20 protein-coding genes and 1 tRNA gene are annotated in these 21,689 nt (G+C 29.1%); 13 read left to right on the forward strand and 8 right to left on the reverse strand.

Annotated elements, in window-relative coordinates; genetic code table 11:
• The first annotated feature begins 114 nt into the window (after window positions 1–114).
• The 9 genes from EPJ72_RS06540 (at window position 115) to EPJ72_RS06580 (ending at window position 5,760) form a co-directional block, all read left to right on the forward strand.
• The gene (locus EPJ72_RS06540) at window positions 115–810 is read left to right on the forward strand and encodes a DDE-type integrase/transposase/recombinase (RefSeq protein WP_147731397.1); all 696 of its coding nucleotides are present in this window, start codon (window positions 115–117) and stop codon (window positions 808–810) included.
• An 86-nt stretch (window positions 811–896) separates the two neighbouring features.
• A tRNA-Gln gene (locus EPJ72_RS06545) sits at window positions 897–968 on the forward strand.
• A 26-nt stretch (window positions 969–994) separates the two neighbouring features.
• Window positions 995–1,948, forward strand: coding sequence for a ribose-phosphate diphosphokinase (locus EPJ72_RS06550; protein ID WP_147731398.1), 954 nt, complete (start codon window positions 995–997; stop codon window positions 1,946–1,948).
• A gap of 26 nt (window positions 1,949–1,974) precedes the next feature.
• A complete protein-coding gene (locus tag EPJ72_RS06555) occupies window positions 1,975–2,571 on the forward strand; it encodes a 50S ribosomal protein L25 (RefSeq protein WP_147731399.1) in 597 nt (198 codons plus the stop codon).
• A 28-nt stretch (window positions 2,572–2,599) separates the two neighbouring features.
• The gene (gene pth, locus EPJ72_RS06560) at window positions 2,600–3,199 is read left to right on the forward strand and encodes an aminoacyl-tRNA hydrolase (protein ID WP_147731400.1); all 600 of its coding nucleotides are present in this window, start codon (window positions 2,600–2,602) and stop codon (window positions 3,197–3,199) included.
• The gene (pth, locus tag EPJ72_RS06565; RefSeq protein ID WP_147731401.1) at window positions 3,196–3,792 is read left to right on the forward strand and encodes an aminoacyl-tRNA hydrolase; all 597 of its coding nucleotides are present in this window, start codon (window positions 3,196–3,198) and stop codon (window positions 3,790–3,792) included. The genes pth (EPJ72_RS06560) and pth (EPJ72_RS06565) overlap by 4 nt, the downstream gene beginning before the upstream one ends.
• Window positions 3,785–4,072 (forward strand): putative quinol monooxygenase, encoded by a 288-nt coding sequence (locus EPJ72_RS06570; RefSeq protein WP_147731402.1) that lies wholly within the window; start codon window positions 3,785–3,787, stop codon window positions 4,070–4,072. The genes pth (EPJ72_RS06565) and EPJ72_RS06570 overlap by 8 nt, the downstream gene beginning before the upstream one ends.
• A 63-nt stretch (window positions 4,073–4,135) precedes the next feature.
• Entirely contained in the window at window positions 4,136–5,203 is a 1,068-nt protein-coding gene (recF, locus tag EPJ72_RS06575; RefSeq protein ID WP_147731403.1) for a DNA replication/repair protein RecF, read from the forward strand.
• Between the two features lie 92 nt (window positions 5,204–5,295).
• Window positions 5,296–5,760: a PTS sugar transporter subunit IIA gene (locus tag EPJ72_RS06580; RefSeq protein ID WP_147731404.1), complete on the forward strand. Its 465-nt coding sequence runs from the start codon at window positions 5,296–5,298 to the stop codon at window positions 5,758–5,760.
• A 666-nt stretch (window positions 5,761–6,426) separates the two neighbouring features.
• On the opposite strand, the gene EPJ72_RS06585 is transcribed toward EPJ72_RS06580, so the two are convergent.
• Both EPJ72_RS06585 and EPJ72_RS06590 read right to left on the reverse strand, forming a co-directional pair.
• Window positions 6,427–7,767 carry a sigma-54-dependent transcriptional regulator gene (locus tag EPJ72_RS06585; protein ID WP_147731405.1) on the reverse strand — a complete coding sequence of 447 codons (1,341 nt, stop codon included), beginning with the start codon at window positions 7,765–7,767 and terminating at the stop codon, window positions 6,427–6,429.
• 3 nt (window positions 7,768–7,770) lie between these two features.
• Window positions 7,771–8,967 (reverse strand): sensor histidine kinase, encoded by a 1,197-nt coding sequence (locus EPJ72_RS06590; RefSeq protein WP_147731406.1) that lies wholly within the window; start codon window positions 8,965–8,967, stop codon window positions 7,771–7,773.
• A gap of 153 nt (window positions 8,968–9,120) precedes the next feature.
• Here EPJ72_RS06590 and def point away from each other — a divergent pair, with 153 nt between their 5' ends.
• Together def and EPJ72_RS06600 are read left to right on the forward strand one after the other, a co-directional pair.
• The gene (gene def / locus EPJ72_RS06595) at window positions 9,121–9,654 is read left to right on the forward strand and encodes a peptide deformylase (RefSeq protein ID WP_147731407.1); all 534 of its coding nucleotides are present in this window, start codon (window positions 9,121–9,123) and stop codon (window positions 9,652–9,654) included.
• Window positions 9,655–9,661: 7 nt separating this feature from the next.
• The gene (locus tag EPJ72_RS06600; RefSeq protein ID WP_147731408.1) at window positions 9,662–10,342 is read left to right on the forward strand and encodes an HAD family hydrolase; all 681 of its coding nucleotides are present in this window, start codon (window positions 9,662–9,664) and stop codon (window positions 10,340–10,342) included.
• Window positions 10,343–10,768: 426 nt separating this feature from the next.
• Here EPJ72_RS06600 and EPJ72_RS06605 read toward each other — a convergent pair whose 3' ends face one another.
• Both EPJ72_RS06605 and EPJ72_RS06610 read right to left on the reverse strand, forming a co-directional pair.
• Window positions 10,769–12,385: a peptide ABC transporter substrate-binding protein gene (locus EPJ72_RS06605; RefSeq protein WP_147731409.1), complete on the reverse strand. Its 1,617-nt coding sequence runs from the start codon at window positions 12,383–12,385 to the stop codon at window positions 10,769–10,771.
• Between the two features lie 682 nt (window positions 12,386–13,067).
• Window positions 13,068–14,084, reverse strand: a complete 1,017-nt coding sequence (locus EPJ72_RS06610) for a CapA family protein (protein WP_147731410.1) — start codon at window positions 14,082–14,084, stop codon at window positions 13,068–13,070.
• 199 nt (window positions 14,085–14,283) lie between these two features.
• On the opposite strand from EPJ72_RS06610, the gene EPJ72_RS06615 reads away from it, so the two are divergent.
• Complete coding sequence (locus EPJ72_RS06615) at window positions 14,284–15,462, forward strand: M23 family metallopeptidase (RefSeq protein ID WP_147731411.1); 1,179 nt, start codon at window positions 14,284–14,286, stop codon at window positions 15,460–15,462.
• Between the two features lie 521 nt (window positions 15,463–15,983).
• Here EPJ72_RS06615 and EPJ72_RS06620 read toward each other — a convergent pair.
• The 4 genes from EPJ72_RS06620 to rsxE all read right to left on the reverse strand — a co-directional run bounded on the left by EPJ72_RS06620 (window position 15,984) and on the right by rsxE (window position 19,664).
• The gene (locus EPJ72_RS06620) at window positions 15,984–16,871 is read right to left on the reverse strand and encodes a DUF58 domain-containing protein (protein ID WP_147731412.1); all 888 of its coding nucleotides are present in this window, start codon (window positions 16,869–16,871) and stop codon (window positions 15,984–15,986) included.
• Window positions 16,872–17,579: 708 nt separating this feature from the next.
• Entirely contained in the window at window positions 17,580–18,398 is an 819-nt protein-coding gene (locus tag EPJ72_RS06625; RefSeq protein ID WP_147731413.1) for an RnfABCDGE type electron transport complex subunit B, read from the reverse strand.
• Window positions 18,399–18,432: 34 nt separating this feature from the next.
• On the reverse strand, window positions 18,433–19,014 hold the full coding sequence (rsxA, locus tag EPJ72_RS06630) for an electron transport complex subunit RsxA (RefSeq protein WP_147731414.1): 582 nt from the start codon (window positions 19,012–19,014) through the stop codon (window positions 18,433–18,435).
• A 2-nt stretch (window positions 19,015–19,016) separates the two neighbouring features.
• Complete coding sequence (rsxE, locus tag EPJ72_RS06635; protein ID WP_147731415.1) at window positions 19,017–19,664, reverse strand: electron transport complex subunit RsxE; 648 nt, start codon at window positions 19,662–19,664, stop codon at window positions 19,017–19,019.
• Between the two features lie 194 nt (window positions 19,665–19,858).
• Between rsxE and proB the strand changes: the two genes are divergently transcribed.
• On the forward strand, window positions 19,859–21,004 hold the full coding sequence (gene proB, locus EPJ72_RS06640) for a glutamate 5-kinase (protein WP_147731416.1): 1,146 nt from the start codon (window positions 19,859–19,861) through the stop codon (window positions 21,002–21,004).
• Window positions 21,005–21,689 lie beyond the last annotated feature (685 nt).

The raw sequence follows: 21,689 nt of genomic DNA on the forward strand, positions 1-21,689 counted from the left end.
AGTTCTCAAACGATATAAAATACTTTCTACTCGATATCGAAATCATTTACAAAAGTTAAATACAAGATTTTTTATATTAGCATCAATATATAATTATCAGTTAAAAAATGACTTTTGAAACAAGTCTATTATATTAAAGCATATTTGAACCGTGAAGGCATTAGAATAGGTGTTACAGCTATAGAGAATGTACTAAAAAGAAATAATCTTTGGAGATATAAAACAAAAAAGAAAAAGAAGCGATATGATAAACGAAAATTTGTCTCTAAAATACAAAAAGAGGGCAAAATAGTTCAAATAGACACTAAATATATCAAATTAGGCAGAAAAAGAGTTTATCAGTTCACTGCTGTAGATTTAGCTACTCGTTATAGTTGGAGAGAAATCTATGAAGATAAAACACCTTCTAGTGCTTTATCTTTCTTAAAATATGTCTTAAAAACTTCACCTTTTAAGATACAAGCTATACAAACGGACAATGGTATAGAATATACTTATCGCTGTATTAATACTCCTAAAATAAATATTTTTGATGAATACTGCTTAAAAAATAAATTAGAGAGGAGATATATTCCTATAGCAACACCAAGATACAATGGCGTAGTAGAAAGAGTACACGGCATAGACGAAAGAGAATTTTATTCACGATTAAATAAAAATATCACAGTAGAATTATTGAGAGAAAAATTAAAAGAATATACACATTTTTATAACAATCAAAGATTGATTTCTTCGTTAGGTTATATTACAATCAAAGAAAGAATCAAAAATATTATAGCAAGTAAAAGTACAATATCTATGGCTCCATGACAAATTAATATATAAATACTCTTGACAATTTTTTATTATGTAGTATAATTCGGTACTCATAAGATTTATAAATAAAAAATCAATACTGGGGTGTCGTCAAGCGGTAAGACAAGTGGTTTTGGTCCATTTATTCGGGGGTTCGAATCCTCCCACCCCAACTTTTCTTTAATTATGGTTGTTAATTATGGGTATAGAAGAAGAAATTTTAGTTTTAAGCGGTACAGCTAATCCTCAGCTTGCTAAAGATGTTGTTGATAATTTAGGTATTAAACTAGGTAATATGCAAATACGCAAATTTGCTGACGGTGAAACTTTCGTACAAATAGAAGAAACTGCTAGAAACAAAGATACATACATAATTCAGCCTACAGGAAGACCTTCCAGCAATGAAAGTTGGATGGAATTGTTCTGTGTAATAGATGCTTTAAAAAGAGCCAGTGCTAAAAGAATTACTGCAGTTATTCCATACTACGGCTATTCTAGACAAGATAGAAAAAATGAGCCGAGAGTGCCTATAACTGCTAAATTGGTAGCTAATCTTTTGCAGGCTTCTGGTGTTCACAGAGTTTTAGCACTTGATTTGCATGCGGCTCAAATACAGGGCTTTTTTGATATACCTGTGGATCATATGCTTTCTAAAAATGTTTTTTTAGATAAAATAAGAAAGGATATAGATATATCAAATGCTATGGTTGTGTCTCCTGATATAGGCGGTGTAGGAAGGGCTAGATTTATAGCAAAAACTCTTAATCTTGATATTGCTGTTATAGATAAAAGAAGAGATAGGGCTAATGAATGCGAAGTTATGAATGTTATTGGTAATGTAGAAGGTAAAGATGCTATCATTATAGATGATATTATTGATACAGGCGGAACTTTGCTTAAAGGTATTAAAGCACTTAAAAATGCAGGTATGAGAAAAATATATATATTTATAACTCATGCTGTATGTTCTGGCGATGCTTATGAGAGAATTAATGCTAGTGAGGTAGAAAAACTTTATATTACTGATAGCTTGAAAGTAATGACAGATAGATTAGGAAGCAAAATAGAAGTACTTTCTGTTGCTCCTGTTATTGCTAATGCTATTAAATATATACATTTAGAACGTTCTATAAGCGTTTTATTTGATCAGTAAAACATTATTTTTTGAAGGAAACAAAAATGAGTGAAAATTACACTATTAAAGCTTTACAAAGAGATACTACTAAAAAAAGCGTTGGACGTAAATTAATTAATGACGGTTATGCTTTAGCTACACTTTATGGAAGAGGTAAAGAATATTCTATTGCTGTAGAATTAAAAGAATTCGTAAAAATATTCTCTTTAGCAGGACAGCATGATATTATTACTTTAGATATTGAAAATGACAAAGCAAGAGAAGTTTTAGTAAAAGACTATCAGCTTGACGGCATTAAAAGAACTATCAGACATATAGATTTCTATGAGATAGACAGAAACAAAAAAATCAAAACTTTTGTACCTATTCGTATCGAAGGTACACCTGAAGGCGTTCGCTTAGGCGGCGGTACATTAGAGCAAGTTGAATATGAATTGCCTATAAAAGCTTTCCCTGCTTCTATACCTAGAGAAATTACTATCGATGTTACAGACCTTAAAGTTGGAAGCAGCTTACACATAAGCGATATCAAATTCCCTGAAGGTGTAGACCCTGTAGGTGATGCTTCTAAAGCTGTTGTTACTGTTGTTACTACACAAGATGAAGATACTCCTAACAAAAATGCTGCTGCTGAAGCATAATAATAAAGTTATAGGATAATCTTATTTTATGATGAAATTAGTTATGGGACTTGGCAATCCTGGAAGTGAATATCAAAATCACAGACATAATGTTGGTTATATGATACTCGATAAGGTTGCCAAGAAACTTAATGTAGAATTAGATATTAAAAAAAAGAAAACTGTATTTGGTAAGGCCAAATATGGTAAAATCGAATATCTTCTTTTAAAACCGCAAACTTTTATGAATCTTTCTGGTGAGGCTGCTTTATATATGGCTAGCTTTATGAAGATTGCTGTTGATGATATTATCGTTATATATGATGATATGAATATACCTGTAGGTGAGTTTAAGCTTGTAGTTGCTAAAAGTGATGCTGATGAAAATGATGATGAAGAAAAAGAAGGTCCTATAAAGCATAACGGAATAAAAAGCATAGAAGATTCATTAAAAAGCAATAATTTCACTAGAGTTGGTATTGGAATAGGTGCACCTGCCGAGGGTCAAGAAATAGCTGATTATGTACTTTCGCCTTTCACTAAAGATGAAAGAAAAAAAATAAAAGATATAACTGACGATGTAGTAGATGCTATATGCAAAGTTCTATTTGAATCTAATAATAAAACATCTAAAAAGAAGTATCTATGACTAAACTTATAATTGGACTTGGTAATCCGGGTGAAGAATATGAAAATCATAGACATAATATAGGTTTTATTATTATTGATAAATTAGCACAAAACCTCTCTCTTAAATTCGAGAACAACAAAAAAAAGTCATTATTTACAAGAGCAAAAGTTAATAACACAGATTTAATACTATTGAAGCCTCAAACTTTTATGAATCTATCTGGAGAATCTGCTATTTATGTATCTAAATTCTTTAATGTAAAACCAGAAGATATAATAGTAATATATGATGATATGGATATACCATTTGGAACTTTTAAGATAAAAAAAGGCGGAAGTTCTGGAGGACATAATGGTATAAAAAGTTTAATAGCTCAATTACAAACTGATGATTTTATAAGGGTGAGGGTTGGAATAGGAAGACCTAGCTTTGGAAAAAAAGTTAATGATTATGTTTTATCTTCTTTTAGTAAAAGTGAGAGAGAAAATATAGATAATGATTTGGGTGAAAATGTAATAGAAGCTATAAAGACTATATTATTTGAATCATACACTATAGCACAAAATAAATATAATAAAAGAATTAACAATAAGGATACAAATAATGATTAAAATTGTAGCCACAAACTATATAAAAAAAGATAAAAAAGATGATTTTTTAAAATTAGCTAAAGATTTAATATTAGAAAGCAGAAAAGAAGCAGGATGCATAGCTTATGATATTTATGAAAGTATAGACGGCAGGTCTTTAACTTTTATAGAAGAATGGAAAGATGAAGAGGCCATTAAATCTCATAATAATAGCAATCATTTTAAAACAATAGTTCCTAAATTAGGAGAGTTTCTTGACAGCGGCAAGGACGTTGTATTATACAAAAAAATAGATTTATAATAATTAAATATCTTAAGACTTTTAGAGTTATAGTATATAAATTATTATATTTTAAGGATATTTATGATACTCAAAGAACTAACATTACGTTCTTTTAGAAATTATAATGAAAATACATTTGAGTTTTCAAACCATATTAATATATTATACGGCAGTAATGGATGCGGTAAAACTAACATATTAGAAGCTATATATATTCTTGGAAACGGCATATCTTTTAGAACTCGTTTAGACAGAGAATTAATAAAATATGGAAATGATAATTATTTTTTAAGAGGAATATTCAAAGAAGATGATTTGAATTATGATACTAATATAGAAATAGCATATCAAAAAAAAACAAAAAAAGTATTTATAGATAAAAAAGAAATACAGTCAAGAAAAAATCTAATAGGCAAAATACTATATGTTATATTTTTACCAAATGATACAGATATGGTAACACAAGAGCCCAAACTTAGAAGAGATTATTTTAATATGCTAATCTCAAGCATTTCAAATGAATATCTCTTATCGCTCATAAAATACAATAAACTTCTAAAAATGAGAAATATTTATTTAACAACAAACCCAAATGATGCCCATATTTATAATGATGATATAGCAAAATTATCTTTATATATTGCAAATGAAAACAAAAAATATTCTATACTTCTAGAAGAGAAAATGAATGAAATATATAGAATAATTTTTAAAAATGATAATCCTTATAAAATAAAATATTTATCCACTATAGAAGATATAGAAAATGAAAATGAGTATGTAAAGAAGTTAGAAAACACAATAAAAGAACAAATTAAAATGCGTACCACATATTTCGGCATACATAGAGCTGAGTATCAATTTTTTTATAAAGATTCTCTATCAAGGAAATTTTCTTCTCAAGGCGAAAAAAGAATGCTTACTCTCATAATGAAACTAGCAAGTGAAAAGATACTATATGAATACAGAAAAAAAACTCCAATACTGCTAATAGATGATGCTATGCTTGAACTTGATAATATAAAAAGAGAAAGTATTTTGGAATATATAAAAACATTAGGACAAGTATTCATCACTGTTACTGAAAAAGAAAAATTATCAAAATTTGAAGAAAGTAAAGTTTTTGATATTGTTAATATAAGAAATTAACTTTTTAATATTGTTTAATAAACTTCTTTACATTATAATTGTTTATGTTAAACTTACTACAAATAATCAATAAAAAAATGGAGTGTTATATTATGGGATTATTCTCTAAAAAAATTCAAATAAAATCACCTATAAAAGGAAAATTAATTGATATTACAGAAGTAAAAGATGAGGCTTTTTCAAGCAAAGCACTTGGAGATGGAATGGCTATAATACCTTCTGAAGGTAAAGTATATGCTCCTGTAGATGGTGAAGTTATTACTATGATAGATACAAATCATGCTATAGGTTTATTATCTGGAGGTGTAGAAATATTAATACATATAGGAATGGATACTGTAAGACTTGGAGGAAAATATTTCAAATCTCATGTTAAAGAAGGAGATAAAGTAAAAGCTGGTACTTTACTTATAGAATTTGAAAAAGAAGAAGTTGAAAAAGAATATGATATAACATCTCCTATAATAATGTCAAATTATAGCGAATTAAAATCTCTCACAAAAACAGACCCAAGAGAAGTAGATACAGGTGACATTATAATGACAGCTGTGAAATAATTTTTAAATAAATAAGATTATAAATGGGCTTTTAAAAGTCCCTTTTATTATATAATTTTTTTATTCAATTTTTCCTGCCTTACAGGGTATATACTTCGTCAAAGTTTTTACCTTTCAGATACGCTTCACAAAGAACTGCATTTTTATGAAACATATCCAAAACATATGACATTATTTTATATATTTGTTATATACTAAAATAATATATTTGCACTTTCGCGAAGCGTGCCCGGAGGGCGAAAACTTTTTGCGGCGGGAAAAAGTTGAATAAAACAAAAACTTATATAAAAAATATGTTGTTGGGTATATACTAAAAATTTTAGATGTTTTTAAAATTTATTTTTTAATTTTAATTATTGCGGGGACTAGCCCCCTGCGAAGCGTGCCCTTAGGGTGCGCACCCCCAGTTCTTTTGCCGACAGGCACCTACTCGGTATTGGTATAAAAGAACCTTATATCCTTCGGATACGCTTCGCGAAGAACTGTATTTAATTAAGTATAGCTTTTTATGTATATACAGAATATAGGCATTATTTTATATATTCCAAAATATAAAGCCAAAACATTTGCACTTTTTGGTTCTTTGACGAAGTCCGCACCGCGTAAGGCGGGAAAAAGAACAATAAATTTTTTATGTTTTTTATTATTTGTGGGGACTAACTACAATTAATCAACATTATAATCTTTAAGCTTCCTGTAAAGCGTTGCACGCTCTATGCCTAAAATCTTTGCTACTTGTGCTTTATTAAAATTGTTTTTGCTTAAAAGATGATTTATATACTTTTTCTCAAGTTCTTCTAATGTCATCTCTTTATCTATTACAAAATCATCTCCGCCAGAGCTTAAAACCCAACTAGGAATATTACTTTCATCTATCTTACCATCTTTAGACATTACAACCATAGTTTCTACAGTGTTTCTAAGCTCACGTACATTGCCTTCCCACTTCAAAGAAGATAACAATTTATATACTTTTTTATCTACGTTACTAATTTCTATATTATGAACCTGAGAAAACTCCTTAATAAAATTATCTATAAGCAATGGTATATCCTCTCTGCGTTCTCTAAGTGGAGGCATCTCTATTTTTATAACATTAAGCCTATAATATAAATCTTCTCTAAACCTACCCTCTTTTACTTCATCTAATAATTTTTTATTTGTAGCAGCAATAACCCTAATATCAACATTAATAGGAGTATTAGAACCTACCCTCTCTATAACCCTCTCTTCAAGCACCCTCAAAAGTTTTACCTGAACAACCTGATTAATCTCACCTATCTCATCTAAAAATATAGTGCCTTTATTGGCAGCCTCAAACCTACCTATTTTTTTATCTATTGCACCTGTAAAAGAACCTTTCTCATGCCCAAAAAGTTCACTCTCTAAAACACCCTCAGAAAGTGCAGCACAGTTCACTGTAATATACGGCTGTTTCGCTCTGTCTGATATTTGATGAATTGCATTGGCAACCAATTCTTTACCAGTTCCGCTTTCGCCCTCTATAAGCACAGTAGCCTTTGTTCTTGCAACTTGCTTTATTGCCTCATAAACTTTAAGCATCTTACTGCTGTGTCCTATCATTCCATAAAAACTTTCATGATAGTCCACTCTTTTTTCTAATGTTTCATTTGTCTTTTTTATATTTTTATTTTCTAATGCCCTCGCTATAATAAGAAGCATTTTGTCGATGTTAAAAGGCTTAGTCATAAAATCATAAGCACCAAGACGCATCATATCAACGGCAGTTTCTATATTGCCATGCCCCGTAAGTATTATAACAGGTATATGTTTATCAAACTCTAATATGTCATGTAAAAACTCTTCTCCAGTCTTTTCAGGCATTTTTAAGTCTGTGATAACTAAATCAATTCCGCCTTTATAAACTGTTTCTATTCCCTTCTCTCCGTTTTCAGCTGTAACTACTTCATAGCCCTCGTATTCTAAAGACTTCTTTATACCGTCTCTTATGTTTTTCTCATCGTCTATAACTAATATCTTAGGCATAAATTAAAAATCACTCTCCAAAAATTTTTGATTCTCAAGCATTAAAGGAAGTTTCATAATAGCCTCGCTTCCAACTCCATATTCGCTTTCTATATTAAAACTGCCATTATGTGCCTCTATTATTCGTATCACATTCGTAAGACCCAAGCCTGTGCCGTTTCTTTTGGTTGTAAAATATGGCTCGAATATCTTTGGCAGCTCTTCTTCTTTTATACCAATCCCTGTATCTTTAATTGATATTAAAGCATAATTATCTAATAACTTTAATTTTATTGATATGCTCTTATCTTCTATATTAAACTCTTTATGCTTTTTCTTTTCAACAATTGAATCTATTGAGTTTTGTATTATGTTAATTAAACATTGCTTTATATATCTTTCATCTATTTTTAAAATTAAATTTTCTATATCAAATTTTATATCTATTTTTATATCATTATTTTCTATTTCATATTTCAAAAAATCAACAGTAGAAATTATTAAAGAGTTTATATTAACATCTTCCAAATTAAGCACCAATTTACGCACAGAAAATAAAAATGAATTAATAGTATCTTCAAGCCTGCTAATCTCTTCTTTAATAATATTACAATAATCCTTAAACTCATTATAACATTGGCAATCATTGTCCATATTTTTTTTAATAATCTTCTCTATTAATTGCACATATATAGAAATAGAGCCAAGAGGATTTTTTATTTCATGAGCAACACCCGCCGCAAGCGTTGTAAAAGAGGCTAATTGTTCTGCACGTTTGAGTTTTTGGGCACTTTCATAGCTTTTTGTAATATCAAATATTTTTATTAAAGTACCTATAATGATTCCAGAATCTCCAAGAGGCAAAATATCTATTTGAAGCATTCTGTCGTTTTTATCATCTTTTATAATTTTAGTATCTGTGTTATTTGCTTCTAATAATTCTAATATTAATCTTCCTATGTTGGTATTATTTATACATTTGGAAATTGCTTTATCTTCAGAGTTTCTTGGAATGGATAATAAAAAACATGCCTTTTTATTTATACCTTGAATTATGCCGTTGATATCTATTGCTATTATGCCTTCTTCTAAATTCTCTATTATTACGTTTTGAGAATTTGATAGTAAAGCAAGTCTTTCAATTATTCTTTTCTTTTCTGCATCCGAAACTTTATCGAAGTTTTTTATTATCTTATCAAAAAATTGATTTCTTCTATTCATTCTAAAAGTATAATAAAAAAATAAAAAACTTCAATACTAATATTTAATTAGAATATTACTTTTTTAGCACTTGACTATAAATAAAAAGTTTATTATTATATAATAACTATTATTAATAGAAGAAGCGGATTTTACGAGGAGTATAAAAAATATATGATTAGAGAATTAGTGATTTATGGAGATGAAAGATTAAAGCAGAAATCATCTTATGTTGAAAATGTAGATGAAGAGATTTTAACTTTAATAGATGATATGTTTGAAACTATGTATAAGGCTAATGGTGTTGGACTTGCTGCTGTACAGGTGGGGGTATTAAAAAGAGTAATAGTAATATCTGTGCCTGATTTTGATGATGAAACTAAAGCAGATTTTAAGTTAGCTTTAATTAATCCTGAAATAATTTGGCATGGAGAAGAGACTGAAATATTGGAAGAGGGCTGTTTATCTTTTCCTAAAATAAGTGATGAAGTTGCAAGATACAAAGAAATAAAAGTAAAATATATAGACAAAGAAAATAAAGAACAAATATTAGAAGCTAAAGATTATATAGCTAAAGTTCTTCAGCATGAAATAGATCACACTAATGGAATTACTTTTATAGATAGGCTTGAATCATATCAAAAAAGAAGATTAAAAAAAGAGTTAAAAGAACTTAGAAACACTCATAAAAAAACTGTTTCTGCATAAATATACTATGATTAAAAATATAATATTTGATTTAGATGGAACATTAATAGATTCCATTCCAGATATAAATGCAAGTGTAAATAAAACTTTGGAACATATAAAATTTCCAAGTTTAGATATAGAATACACAAAAAAATATGTAGGCAATGGTGCTAAACTTTTAATAAACAGAGTGTTAAATCATTTTGCTGATAAATATGACAAAAAATATTTAGAAAGTATTGAAAATGATGTGTATAATTTTTATATTGATTATTATAGCAAACATTCTACAGACAATACAAAGCTTTATGACAATGTATTAGAAACACTTACATCTCTTTATAAACTCAATATTAATATGTTTATAATATCAAATAAGCCAAATAAGATAACAATCACAACAGCAAAAAAACTAAATATATACAATTATTTTAAAGCTATTATAGGTGATGGAATTTATCCCTACAGAAAACCAGATATAAATATTTGGTATAACTTAAAAAAAGATTATAGTCTAATAGAAAAAGAAAGCATTATGGTTGGAGACGGTATTCCAGATTATGAGTTTGCTAAAAATGCCGGCATAAAAGCCATAATTGCCTTATATGGTATCACAGACAAACAAACATTACTAAACTTAAAAAACGATTATTATATAAATAGTTTCAAAGAGGTAGAAGATTTTGTATTAAACAGTAATAAATAAAATCTACTATGTTTGAAAATTTAATTCACATACCCCACCCTATAGTTTTTTTGTATACACTCTCATTTTTGCATAGCTTTTCTTTTTTGTTTAAAATTCTAATTTCTGCCCCCACCCAAGATTTTTTTAAATTTGCTGTATTATTTACCGCACGGCAGACTAAGCAAAAAATATTTAATGATATTTGTAAAATAATTTTTATTATATTTTTAAGCAAGCTAAACGTGCGGAGTGAAACTTAAAAAACTAATAAAAGCAAGGGCGGGAGTGGTTTTTTTAATAAAGCGATAAAATTAATAAAAATTTCATTCTTCAGTTTTAAACAACAAATCTTATAGGGCGGGGGCGTAAATAATTTTTTAAAACTAAAAAGAGAGACTCTTGAGTATACAAAAGCCTCCCTCTAATTTATTGTTTTATAAAATATTATTTTTCAGTGTTGTAATAATAAGCATAGAAAAACTTATGTTTGCCAAGCACATCATACTGAACATCTTTTAAATTATCATTTACCAATAAAGGCAAAGTATAATAATATATAGGAATTATAGCCATATCTTCCATAAACAATTCTTCTGCTCTATGAAGTAAAGGCATTCTTATATTATTGTCATCAGTAGCAGAAGCATTAGCTAATAATCTATCATATATAGCACTATTATAGCTTTCAACATTTTGAGGACTGTAACTTAAAAACATACCCAAAAAAGTCATAGGGTCATCATAATCGCCAATCCAACCATTTCTTGCTATAACATAAGTTCTACTATAACGTGATGATTGAAATACTGCCCACTCTTCGCTTACTATAGTAGTATCTATACCTAAATTATTTTTCCACATCTGTTGAATAGCTTCAAATATAGATGTATGTTCACCAGGATTGGTTTTAAACTCAAGCACAGGAAAATTCTCTCCGTTTGGATATCCTGCTTCAGCTAATAATTTTTTTGCCTCTTCTATATTTTTTTGATAATCTTCAGGATTTAAACTAAAACTGTCCATGCCATTTTCTCTAAAACTTCCAGTAATATCAGATATCTGCGGAGGAACAACAGCAGCAGCAGGAGTTTGACCGCCTCTTGTAACCTGCTCTACTATATAATTTCTGTCAATAGCCAAAGCTAATGCCCTTCTCACTCTCTTATCTCTCAATGCTTCATTAGTAACATTTAAGCTATAATAATATAAACCAAGATAAGGTTTTATTTCTAAATATCCTTCTTCTTTTAATGTATCCATATCCTGAGTAGGTACCCTATTAGAGAAATATATAGAACCATCTTTTATACCAGCAACAACAGAAGTAGGATTATCCATCAATATAAAAATTAGTTTCTTAGGAACTATAGCAGATAAATTCCAATAATTAGTATTAACTTCCATTACTATTCTGCTGTCAATTTCTCTTTCAGTCATTTTAAAAGGACCATTTCCAATATAAGTATCAGCACTCATAGTCCAAGTATCAGGATTAGCCTCAACAATATCTCTTCTCAAAGGGAAATAAACAGGATAAGCCATAAGCTGGTCAAAGTATGGTGTAGGAGCTTCCAAAGTAACCTCTAAAGTATTATCATCAATAGCCTTAACACCTAAAGATTCAACAGGCATCTGACCAGCAGTAATCTTTTTAGCATTTTTTAAAGGCTCCATCTGATAACTATAATTAGCAGCCGTTTTAGGATCAGCCGCCCTTCTCCAACTATATACAAAATCATCAGCTACAACAGGCTTTCCATCAGACCATTTAGCATTGCTTCTAATATGAAACACATACTTAGTTCCATTCTCACTAATATCCCAACTCTCAGCAACACCGCCTACAATTTTACCTTCTTTATCTTTCTGTGCTAAACCCTCAAAAGCATGTATTATATACATACTTCCGTCTATAGCAGAGTTTAATGTTGGGTCAATAGTTTGAGGTTCAGGACCAACATTCAAACGCAAAACTCCCTCTTCGTGTATATTTCCTCCTCCGCAAGAAGCAAATAAGAATATAGAATAAGCTAATAATAGAAACTTTATAAACTTACTCATAATCATAACTCCATTATCTATATTTTCACAAATAGTATTTTATAATAATAAGTATAAAAGGTCAAATTTTTAATTACCAATTTTAAGTATTAAATATAGTTTTTATATAATATTTTGAATTTTAAAAAATTAGGCTTACTAAAAATATATATTATAATAAATATTTATATTGTTTTTTTGTTTTATTCAACTTTTTCCCGCCTTCGCTCTGCGGACTTCGTCAAAGTTGCAAAAAATGCAAATGTTTTAACTTTGTATGTTGGTAAATATATATAAATAAATATAATATATTTTTATCTATACATAAAAAGCTATACTTCATTAAATGCAGTTCTTTTGGTTCTTTCATACCAATACCACAGGCACTTCCTTTGCTCGTAAAAGAACTGGGGTGCTACCCTACAGGCACGCTTCCAGTGGCAAAACACTGCAAATATCTTATTTAAATAAATGTTTTTTACAAAAAATTGAGTTAATTTTATTGTTCTTTTTCCCGCAGCTATGGGACTTCGTCAAAGAAACAAAAAGTGCAAATATTTAAGTTTTAGCTATAAAATAATAAATTAATCTTTAGACACACCTAAAATAGAGTTTTTACCAGAATACACTTAAATAATAAAAAGTTAAAAATAAATAAACTAATGAAACATATTTATAGTTTTTTAATTTTAACAAAACAAAATTATTTTACATATTCACCATTATTGTCAAACTTCACACCTGTCTTTGGAAAATCCAAATCTGCATATTCATTTAGTTTTTTTATAGCAGTATTAGCTGAATCAACACTAGGTATTCCGCCATTTACTAAACGTACAGGTATAACTTTTGCTTTAGAAAATTTTAAATCATCATTTAAAGTAATTTGAAGTATTGCACTAATTCCATTGTTTCCAGATAAAGAGAATTGTCTATATCCAACGAAATTACCAAGAGAATAAGCTATAAAAGTATTATTATACATTTCCATAGCTCTAAGCACATGCGGACCATGACCAATTACTAAATCAGCACCTGCATCACTAACAGCCCTTGCAAACTTATAAACATCTCCCCTATTCTCTTTATAAAAATATTCAGTAGTTTTAGGCACCCTAAACATACTGCTTCCCTCAGCTCCGCCATGAAAACTTACAATTAAAAAATCGCATTCTTTTTTTGTTTTCTCAACTAAAGCCTTAGCAGCTGCAATATCCTGTATCGCATTATTAGCATAAGAAAAATAATAAAAAGCCAAAAAGCCTATTTTTTTACCCTTAACGTCTATAAAAGAAGCCTGATTTAAAACATTGCCAACAACTTCCATTCCAGCTTTTTTAACATACTCTTGAGTTTGAGTATAACCCTTAGCACCAAAATCTCTTGAATGATTATTAGCAACTGCCACTATATCAAAGCCTGCCTCAGATATTCTATCAGCCATATACGGAGGCATACGAAAAGAATATGAACGCTTGCCTGTTTTAGCAGATTTTGTCTCTGAGTTTGCTATAGCTCCTTCTAAATTTGCAAAACTTATATCTGAAGCTTTTAAAAATGATGATACACTTTTAAAAACATCTTTTCCTTCATTGGGAGGCAAATAACTTTTATCCGGATGATCGCTTCCAGTCATAACATCGCCTACAAAAGATAATGTTATTTCAGAGTATAAAGAAAATTGAAATAATAATATTAATAATACAACAAAACTTTTCATAATAATATGATTTTAGCATAAAAATAAATAAATTCAATATTATGTTTACAATTTATATTAAAAGTTTTTTCTTTTTTACCGAATTAATATAAAGTTAGATAATATTTACATTATATGTACTTGACAATATATAAAAATTTAGTATTATACTAACGAATAATTTTTAATTAATAATCTAAAATTTAAAAGAATTACAGCCATGAGAAAATTTAAATACACAAGAGTTCGAAGAAAACAAAATATCATACAAAAAATAAAAAAATATTTCATAGAAGATAGTAATAAAAATGTATTTCCATACTTTCTAAAAAAATCATTATTAATAGCAGTATCATTTATAATGTTTATCGTTTTAATTAATTTTTTGATACTTGGTGCTAAAAGAAATTCTAATAATAATTTGTATGCTCAAAATATAGATGATTCAAAAAATACTTCTGAATTATATAATAAAATAGTAGGTGAAGTAAAAGAAATGAAAATAGAAACTAATAATATAGTTACAGAAGAAGATATAAAAGATATGCCAGCAGTTGCTTCTACGCCTGTTGCTTCTATAGAAAAGGCATCTGATGCTTTTTATGATTATTTAGTTTCTGATGATTCGCTTGTAAGCGATGGTACTATCAGCCTTAAATATGATGAATATACAATAGAAGAAGGTCATAATTTAAGCAGCATATCAAAAAAAATAGGTGCTAATTTAGATACTATAGTAAGTGTTAATAAAATAAGCAATGCCAACAAATTAAGGCCTGGACAAACTATAATGATACCAAATAGAAATGGTTTGCTTTATGTTATTAAGAAGAATGAAACATTAGAAGAGATTAGCGACAGATATGATGTTGAACTTAACAGAGTATTAAGCTTTAACAAAATAGACAGAGACAACATTAACACTGGAGATGAAATATTTTTACCCGGTGCTAAATACACATTAGATGAAAGAATAGATAAGTTCGGTCAAATGTTCAGCTTACCTACAGTTGTAACAAGAATAAGCAGTGTGTTTGGATATAGAATACACCCAATCACAGGAGTAAGAAGAAAACATTTAGGAGTAGATATACCGGGCGGATTAAATACTCCTATATATGCTGCTAGAAAAGGAAAGGTTATATTTGCAGGATACAGCGGCGGCTTTGGAAATTTGGTTATAGTTCGTCATGACAAAGGATACACTACATACTACGGACACTTAAATAAAATCACTACCACAGTTGGTGCTAATGTGGGTGTTGGTGTAATGATAGGAAGAATGGGAAGCACTGGTAATTCTACAGGAAGCCATTTACATTTTGAAGTAAGAAGAAACGGCGTGGCATTAAACCCTGCTGACTTTATACCTATAGGAAAATTCATTAAAAGAAGATAATTAAAATAAATAATCTAAAAAATAAAATAAGGAAGCAGTAAATAACGCTGTTTCCTTTTTTGTTTATATAAAATAAAATTATTGCTAAAATATATTAATAAATATTCATATTGTTTTAATTTTACTGATTATTAATATATATAAAATAATGCTATATGTTGTGGTTATATTTCATTAAATGCAGTTCTTTTGGTTCTTTTATACCAATAAAAGAACTGGGGGTGTGTACCCTAAGGGCACGCTTCGCAGGGGGCAAAGCCACCACAAATCACAAACTTACAAAAAATGTCATATAAGTTTTTTATTTTATTCAACTTTTTCCCGCCGCAAAAAGTTGCAAAAAGTGCAAGTTAAGAAAATAATACTAAATCATATTCATTATTTTTATTGTAAGACAACTTATTAATTTATACTACAATTATTATATTAACTTAATAAAATACAGTCCTTCACAAAACATATTCTAACAATATAAATTTCTTTTATAAACTACATGATTCTACTAAGCAAGCAAAAAATCGCTATCTTCTTCTCTTGATAAAAAATTTCATAACCTCGTTAATATAATTACTAGATGTATCTAATACTATATTTTCTATAGAGTTTCTTTTTAAAAACTGTAATTTATCTTCAAGCATTTTACTCTGCTCATTGATATAAGCCTCTCTCACATTCTTATTGCCCATATCAAAATAAACATACTCATCATTCTCTAAATCTGATAAAACTAATGTACCAAGCAAATGCGGCATTTCATATTCTAATTTATCATTAACCAAACACACCACAAAATCATTTCTCTTTCTTGTAATGTCTATCTGTTTTTTCGGCAAATCAGAACATGCATCCGTTATAAGGAATGTAATACTATCTCTTTTTTGTATATTATTAAAATATTCTAAAGCATTAGCAATATTAGTTTCAGCACTTTTAGGTTCAAACTCTATAAGCTCTCTAATAATTCTAAGCACATGATTTTTTCCTTTATTTAGAGGAATAAACTTTTCAACAGTATCGGTAAATATTAAAAGCCCAACTTTGTCATTGTTTTTTAGAGCAGAAAAAGATAATAAAGCACTAAGCTCTACAATAAGATTATGCTTAGTTTTTGTAAGTCCAAAATCAGTAGAAGCAGAAAAGTCCGCTAATATAATAACATTAAGCTCTCTCTCTTCTTTAAACCTCTTAATAAAAGGCTCATTATATCTAGCACTCACCTTCCAATCCATAGCCCTCACATCATCTCCAATATTATATTTTCTCACCTCATCAAACTCTATACCATGTCCCTTAAAAGCAGAATGATACTGCCCAGCAAAATAAGAGTTTACTATACGCGAAGTTTTTATTTCTATTTGTCTAACAGATTTTAGTATATCTTTGGTTGTTATAGTGCTATCTCTAAACATATTTATTTCCTCTAGTGCTTAAACTATACAAAAGATTTGAGGTTTTGTCAATTTTTATATTTTCTAAATTTCTATTTTTTAATTATTTGCAGGGCTTTGCCCTTAACGAAGTACACACTGTGCAGCACCCCACTTCTTTTATTGGTATAAAAGAAGCAAAAGAACTGCATTTTATAAAATTTAGCTTTTCATGTATATAAAAAATATAGACATTATTTTATATACTCCAAAATATAAAGCTAAAACACTCACACTTTTTGGTTCTTTTGACGAAGTCCGCACCGCGACCGAAGGAAGTGCCTGTGGGTGCGAGCTGCGGGAAAAATTTGAATAAAATAAAAAACTTATGTGAGAATTTTTTTTAGTTTGTAATTTGTGGGGACTAGCCCCACACCCCCACTTCTTTTGGTGACCCAAAGAAGCAAAAGGACTGCATTTAATTAAGTATAGCTTTTTATGTATATACAAAATATTAATACTGTTTTATATATTCCAAAGATATAAAACTAAAGCATTTGCACTTTCGCGAAGCGTACCCGTAGGGTAAAAACTTTGATGAAGTCCGCACCGCGAAGGCGGGAAAAAGTTGAATAAAATAAAAATTACAAAATATACTTATTCAATCATATAATAACTTCAATCAATATAAAAAACAAGGGCACACTTTCTTCAAGCATACCCTTGCAATTTATTCATATTAATTATTGATTACAGATTCACTACAGAATTAACTCTCTCGTCAGTAATGGCTTTAGTAGGACATTTAGCTATACTCTCTTCTGTGATAGCATAATCTTCATAATTAACTATAGCCAAATTATTGTCCATTCTCATACCGCCCTCTTTAGTGTTTTTTACACAAATACTACATCCTATACAAGCTCTATCGCAAGCCTTTTTAGCAATAGGACCTTTATCTTTAGATTTACAGTACACATGAAACTTTTGAGCTACAGGGTGAATCTCTATAAGTTTTTGAGGACAAGCCTTAACACAAGCATTACAAGACACACATTTATCTTCAACTATAATAGGAACCCCAGTCTCACTTTTAATAATAGCACCAAAATCGCAAGCCTTCATACAATCATAAAGACCAACACAGCCATAAGAACAGTCCTTGTTTCCTCCAGCCATAACAGCAGAAACACAAGTCTGAGCACCATTATAAACCTGATTAGATTTAGCTATATCCTTATGTCCATGACAAAATATATAAGCTCTAGTTCTCTCTTTTTGAGGCGGAGTAACCTTGCCTAAATATTTAGCAACAGCCTCAGCAGTAGCAGCACCACCCACAGAACAGCCGTCAACAGGAGCCTCATCAGCAACTAAAGCCTTAGCAAATTGAGCACAGCCCGGATAACCGCATCCCCCGCAATTAGCACCAGGAAGCATCTCTGTCACTTCTGTAACCCTCTCATCAACCTCAACTCTAAAGATTTTAGAAGAAAATATTAATAAAACAGCCAATATCAAAGCTATTAAAGCAGAAGATATTGAAGCCACTAATATAGATGTAACCATTTTTACTATCCTTTAATAAAAAATCTCAGAAATATCAGATTTTTATGATACCTGAAAAACCATAGAATATAAGAGCTAATATACCAGCAGTAATAAAAGGCATAGCAGGACCCTTAAAAGCCTCTGGTATGTTTGCAGTTACTAAACGCTCTCTAATGCTAGCCATTATAACCAATGCCAAAGTAAAACCAACTCCAGCACCTAAAGCAAATACTATATTCTGTATAAAATTATATTTATATAAAACACCAAATAAAGCTAAACCTAATACACAGCAGTTAGTAGTAATAAGAGGAAGATAAATACCTAAAGATAAATATAAACTCTCACTAGTTTTTCTTACAACCATCTCTACAAATTGAACCAAAGCAGCTATTACTATAATAAATAAAATAGTCTGTAAGAACTCAATTTTAAAAGGCACTAATATATAATATTGTATCATCCAACTAACAGCAGCAGTAAGCACAAGTACAAATGTAACCGCAATACCCATACTTACAGCAGAATCTAATTTATTGGAAACACCCAAAAAAGGACATATACCTAAAAACTTAGTTAATACAAAATTATTAACTAACACAGTAGCAACAAAAAGAAGTACTAAATTCATAATAATTACCTCACTCTAGCATCTATAGTTCTTTTAATAGCTATTAATACTCCCAAAGTAAAGAAAGCACCCGGAGCTAATATCATCACAATCCAAGGAGTAGTAATTTCATTATAAGCATTTAAAGCAAAAGGCATAGCAGATTCAACAAAACCTCTTACTGTACCAACTATATCAAACCCAAGCCAAGTGCCATTACCCAAAATCTCTCTAATAGAACCTAATAATAATAAAGCCATAAAGAAACCTACACCATTACCCAAAGCATCAAAAATACTAGGTATAATACCATTCTTATTAGCAAAAGCTTCTGCCCTACCCAATATTATACAGTTTACAACAATAAGTGGTATATATGGCCCTAATGCCAATGATAAAGCGTAAAACTTAGCCTTCATAACTATATCTGTTAAAGTTACAAAAGCTGCTATTACTACAATGTATCCCATAATTCTTACTTCATTAGCATAAACTTTTTTGACTATAGAAATCAAAGCTGATGAACAAACAAGTACAAATATAGTAGCCACTGACATACCTATGGCATTCATAACACTGCTTGTTACTGCTAAACTAGGACACATTCCAAGAATCTGTACGAAAGTAGGATTATTTTTCCATACTCCATCAATAAATACTTGAGAATTTTTCATAATTAATTTAACCCTGATTTAATTAAAATTATTTTCTATTATTTTAACATATATAAGTATAATTTCAAGCATAAGAAAACAATTTACTTAAAATATATTTATTTATTTATTTATTTTTAGTGATAATAATATTTTTTTGATATATTTATAATTATTAACTTTATTTTTTTTATTTTTTTATTATAATATTTCGCATGAAAAATATAGATTTAAACAACATAAAAAGAATAGTTTTCAAATTTGGAACTAATGTATTAAGAAATGATGAAGGATATATTTCTTTAGCTAGAATATATTCTTTTATAGAGGCTATAGCTAAATATAAAAAAATGGGCAAAGAGGTTTTGATTGTTACATCTGGGGCTGTTGGTTTGGGGGCAAAAAAAATTAATGCTGCAGATTTAAGCGAAGTATCTCTAAAACAAGCATGTGCCGCAATCGGGCAATCACAGCTTATGTCTATTTACGAAGATGGCTTTTCTAAGTTTGATATTGTTACTGCACAGATTTTACTTACAGAAGAAGATTTTTCAAACAGAAGAAGATATTTAAACCTTCGCTCTACTTTAGATACATTATTAAAATATAACGTAATACCTATAATAAATGAAAATGACACTGTTTCAAGCGATGAGCTTAAATTATTATACGATGTTACTCAAATAAGTTTTTCTGATAATGATAAACTATCTGCATTAGTAGCCAGTGAGCTTGATGCAGATTTACTTATAATACTTTCTGACATCAATGGGCTTTATGATGATAACCCTAAAACTAATACTAATGCTAATTTTATACATGAAGTTTTTGAGGTTACAAAAGAAATAGAAAGTTTGGGGCTTGATGCTTCTAAAGGCGGAAGAGGAGGAATGAAAACAAAATTGCAGGCCGCTAAAATTGTTACAAGGTCAGGATGTGCTTTGATTATTGCTAACGGTAAAACTCCAAACATTTTAAATAATATATTTACTACAAAAGAAAAAACTATATTCTACCCCGTAGAAGAAAACAATGAATTAAACACAAAAAAAAGATGGATTGCTTATGCTACAACTATTATAGGAAAACTTGTTGTAAACAATGGTGCTAAAAAGGCTATTATAGAGAAAGAATCAAGTCTTCTTCCTATTGGTGTAACAAAGGTTGTAAACAATTTTAAGAAAGGGGACATTGTAAGCATTATAGATGAAGAGGGCGAAGAGTTTGCGAGGGGTATTATTAATTATAACTCTGAAGATACAAATAAAATTATAGGCAAGCATTCTGATTCTATATTAGAGATATTAGGCTACAAAAATTATGATGCTCTAATTACAAGGGACTACATAGTGTTATTATAAAATAATATAGCTAAACAAATATATTATTAATAAAAGTTTTTATTTTATTCAACTTTTTCCCGCAGCAAAAAGTTGCAAAAAGTGCAAATACTATAATTAATATTTTTTAGAATATGTAAAACTAAAATAATATTTATATTTTGACTGTACATAAAAAGCTAAACTTCTTAAATGCAGTTCTTTTGGTTCTTTTATACCAATAAAAGAACTGAGGGTACGGGGCAAAACCCTGCAAATATCTTGATGTAAATGAATCATTTTTTATATTAAGATATATTAAAAAAATTATTGTTCTTTTTCCCGCTTTCGCTCTGCGGACTTCGTCAAAAGAACCAAAAAGTGCGAGTGTTTTAACTTTGTATGTTGGAAATATATGAATAAATCTAAGATATTTCATCTATACATAAAAATATATACTTCATTAAACGCAGTTATTCTCAAAACGTATCCGAAAATAAAAACTTTGCAGTGGTAAAAGAACAACAAAAAATTGATAAACTTAATAATTTTTTTAGTATATATATTTTTTATATAAAAAACTAAAATTAATATTAATCTTGTCATGGAGCCATAGATATTGTACTTTTACTTGCTATAATATTTTTGATTCTTTCTTTGATTGTAATATACAATAACGAAGAAATCAATCTTTGATTGTTATAAAAATGTGTATATTCTTTTAATT

The organism is Brachyspira pilosicoli (assembly GCF_008016535.1).
Lineage (GTDB): Bacteria > Spirochaetota > Brachyspiria > Brachyspirales > Brachyspiraceae > Brachyspira > Brachyspira pilosicoli_A.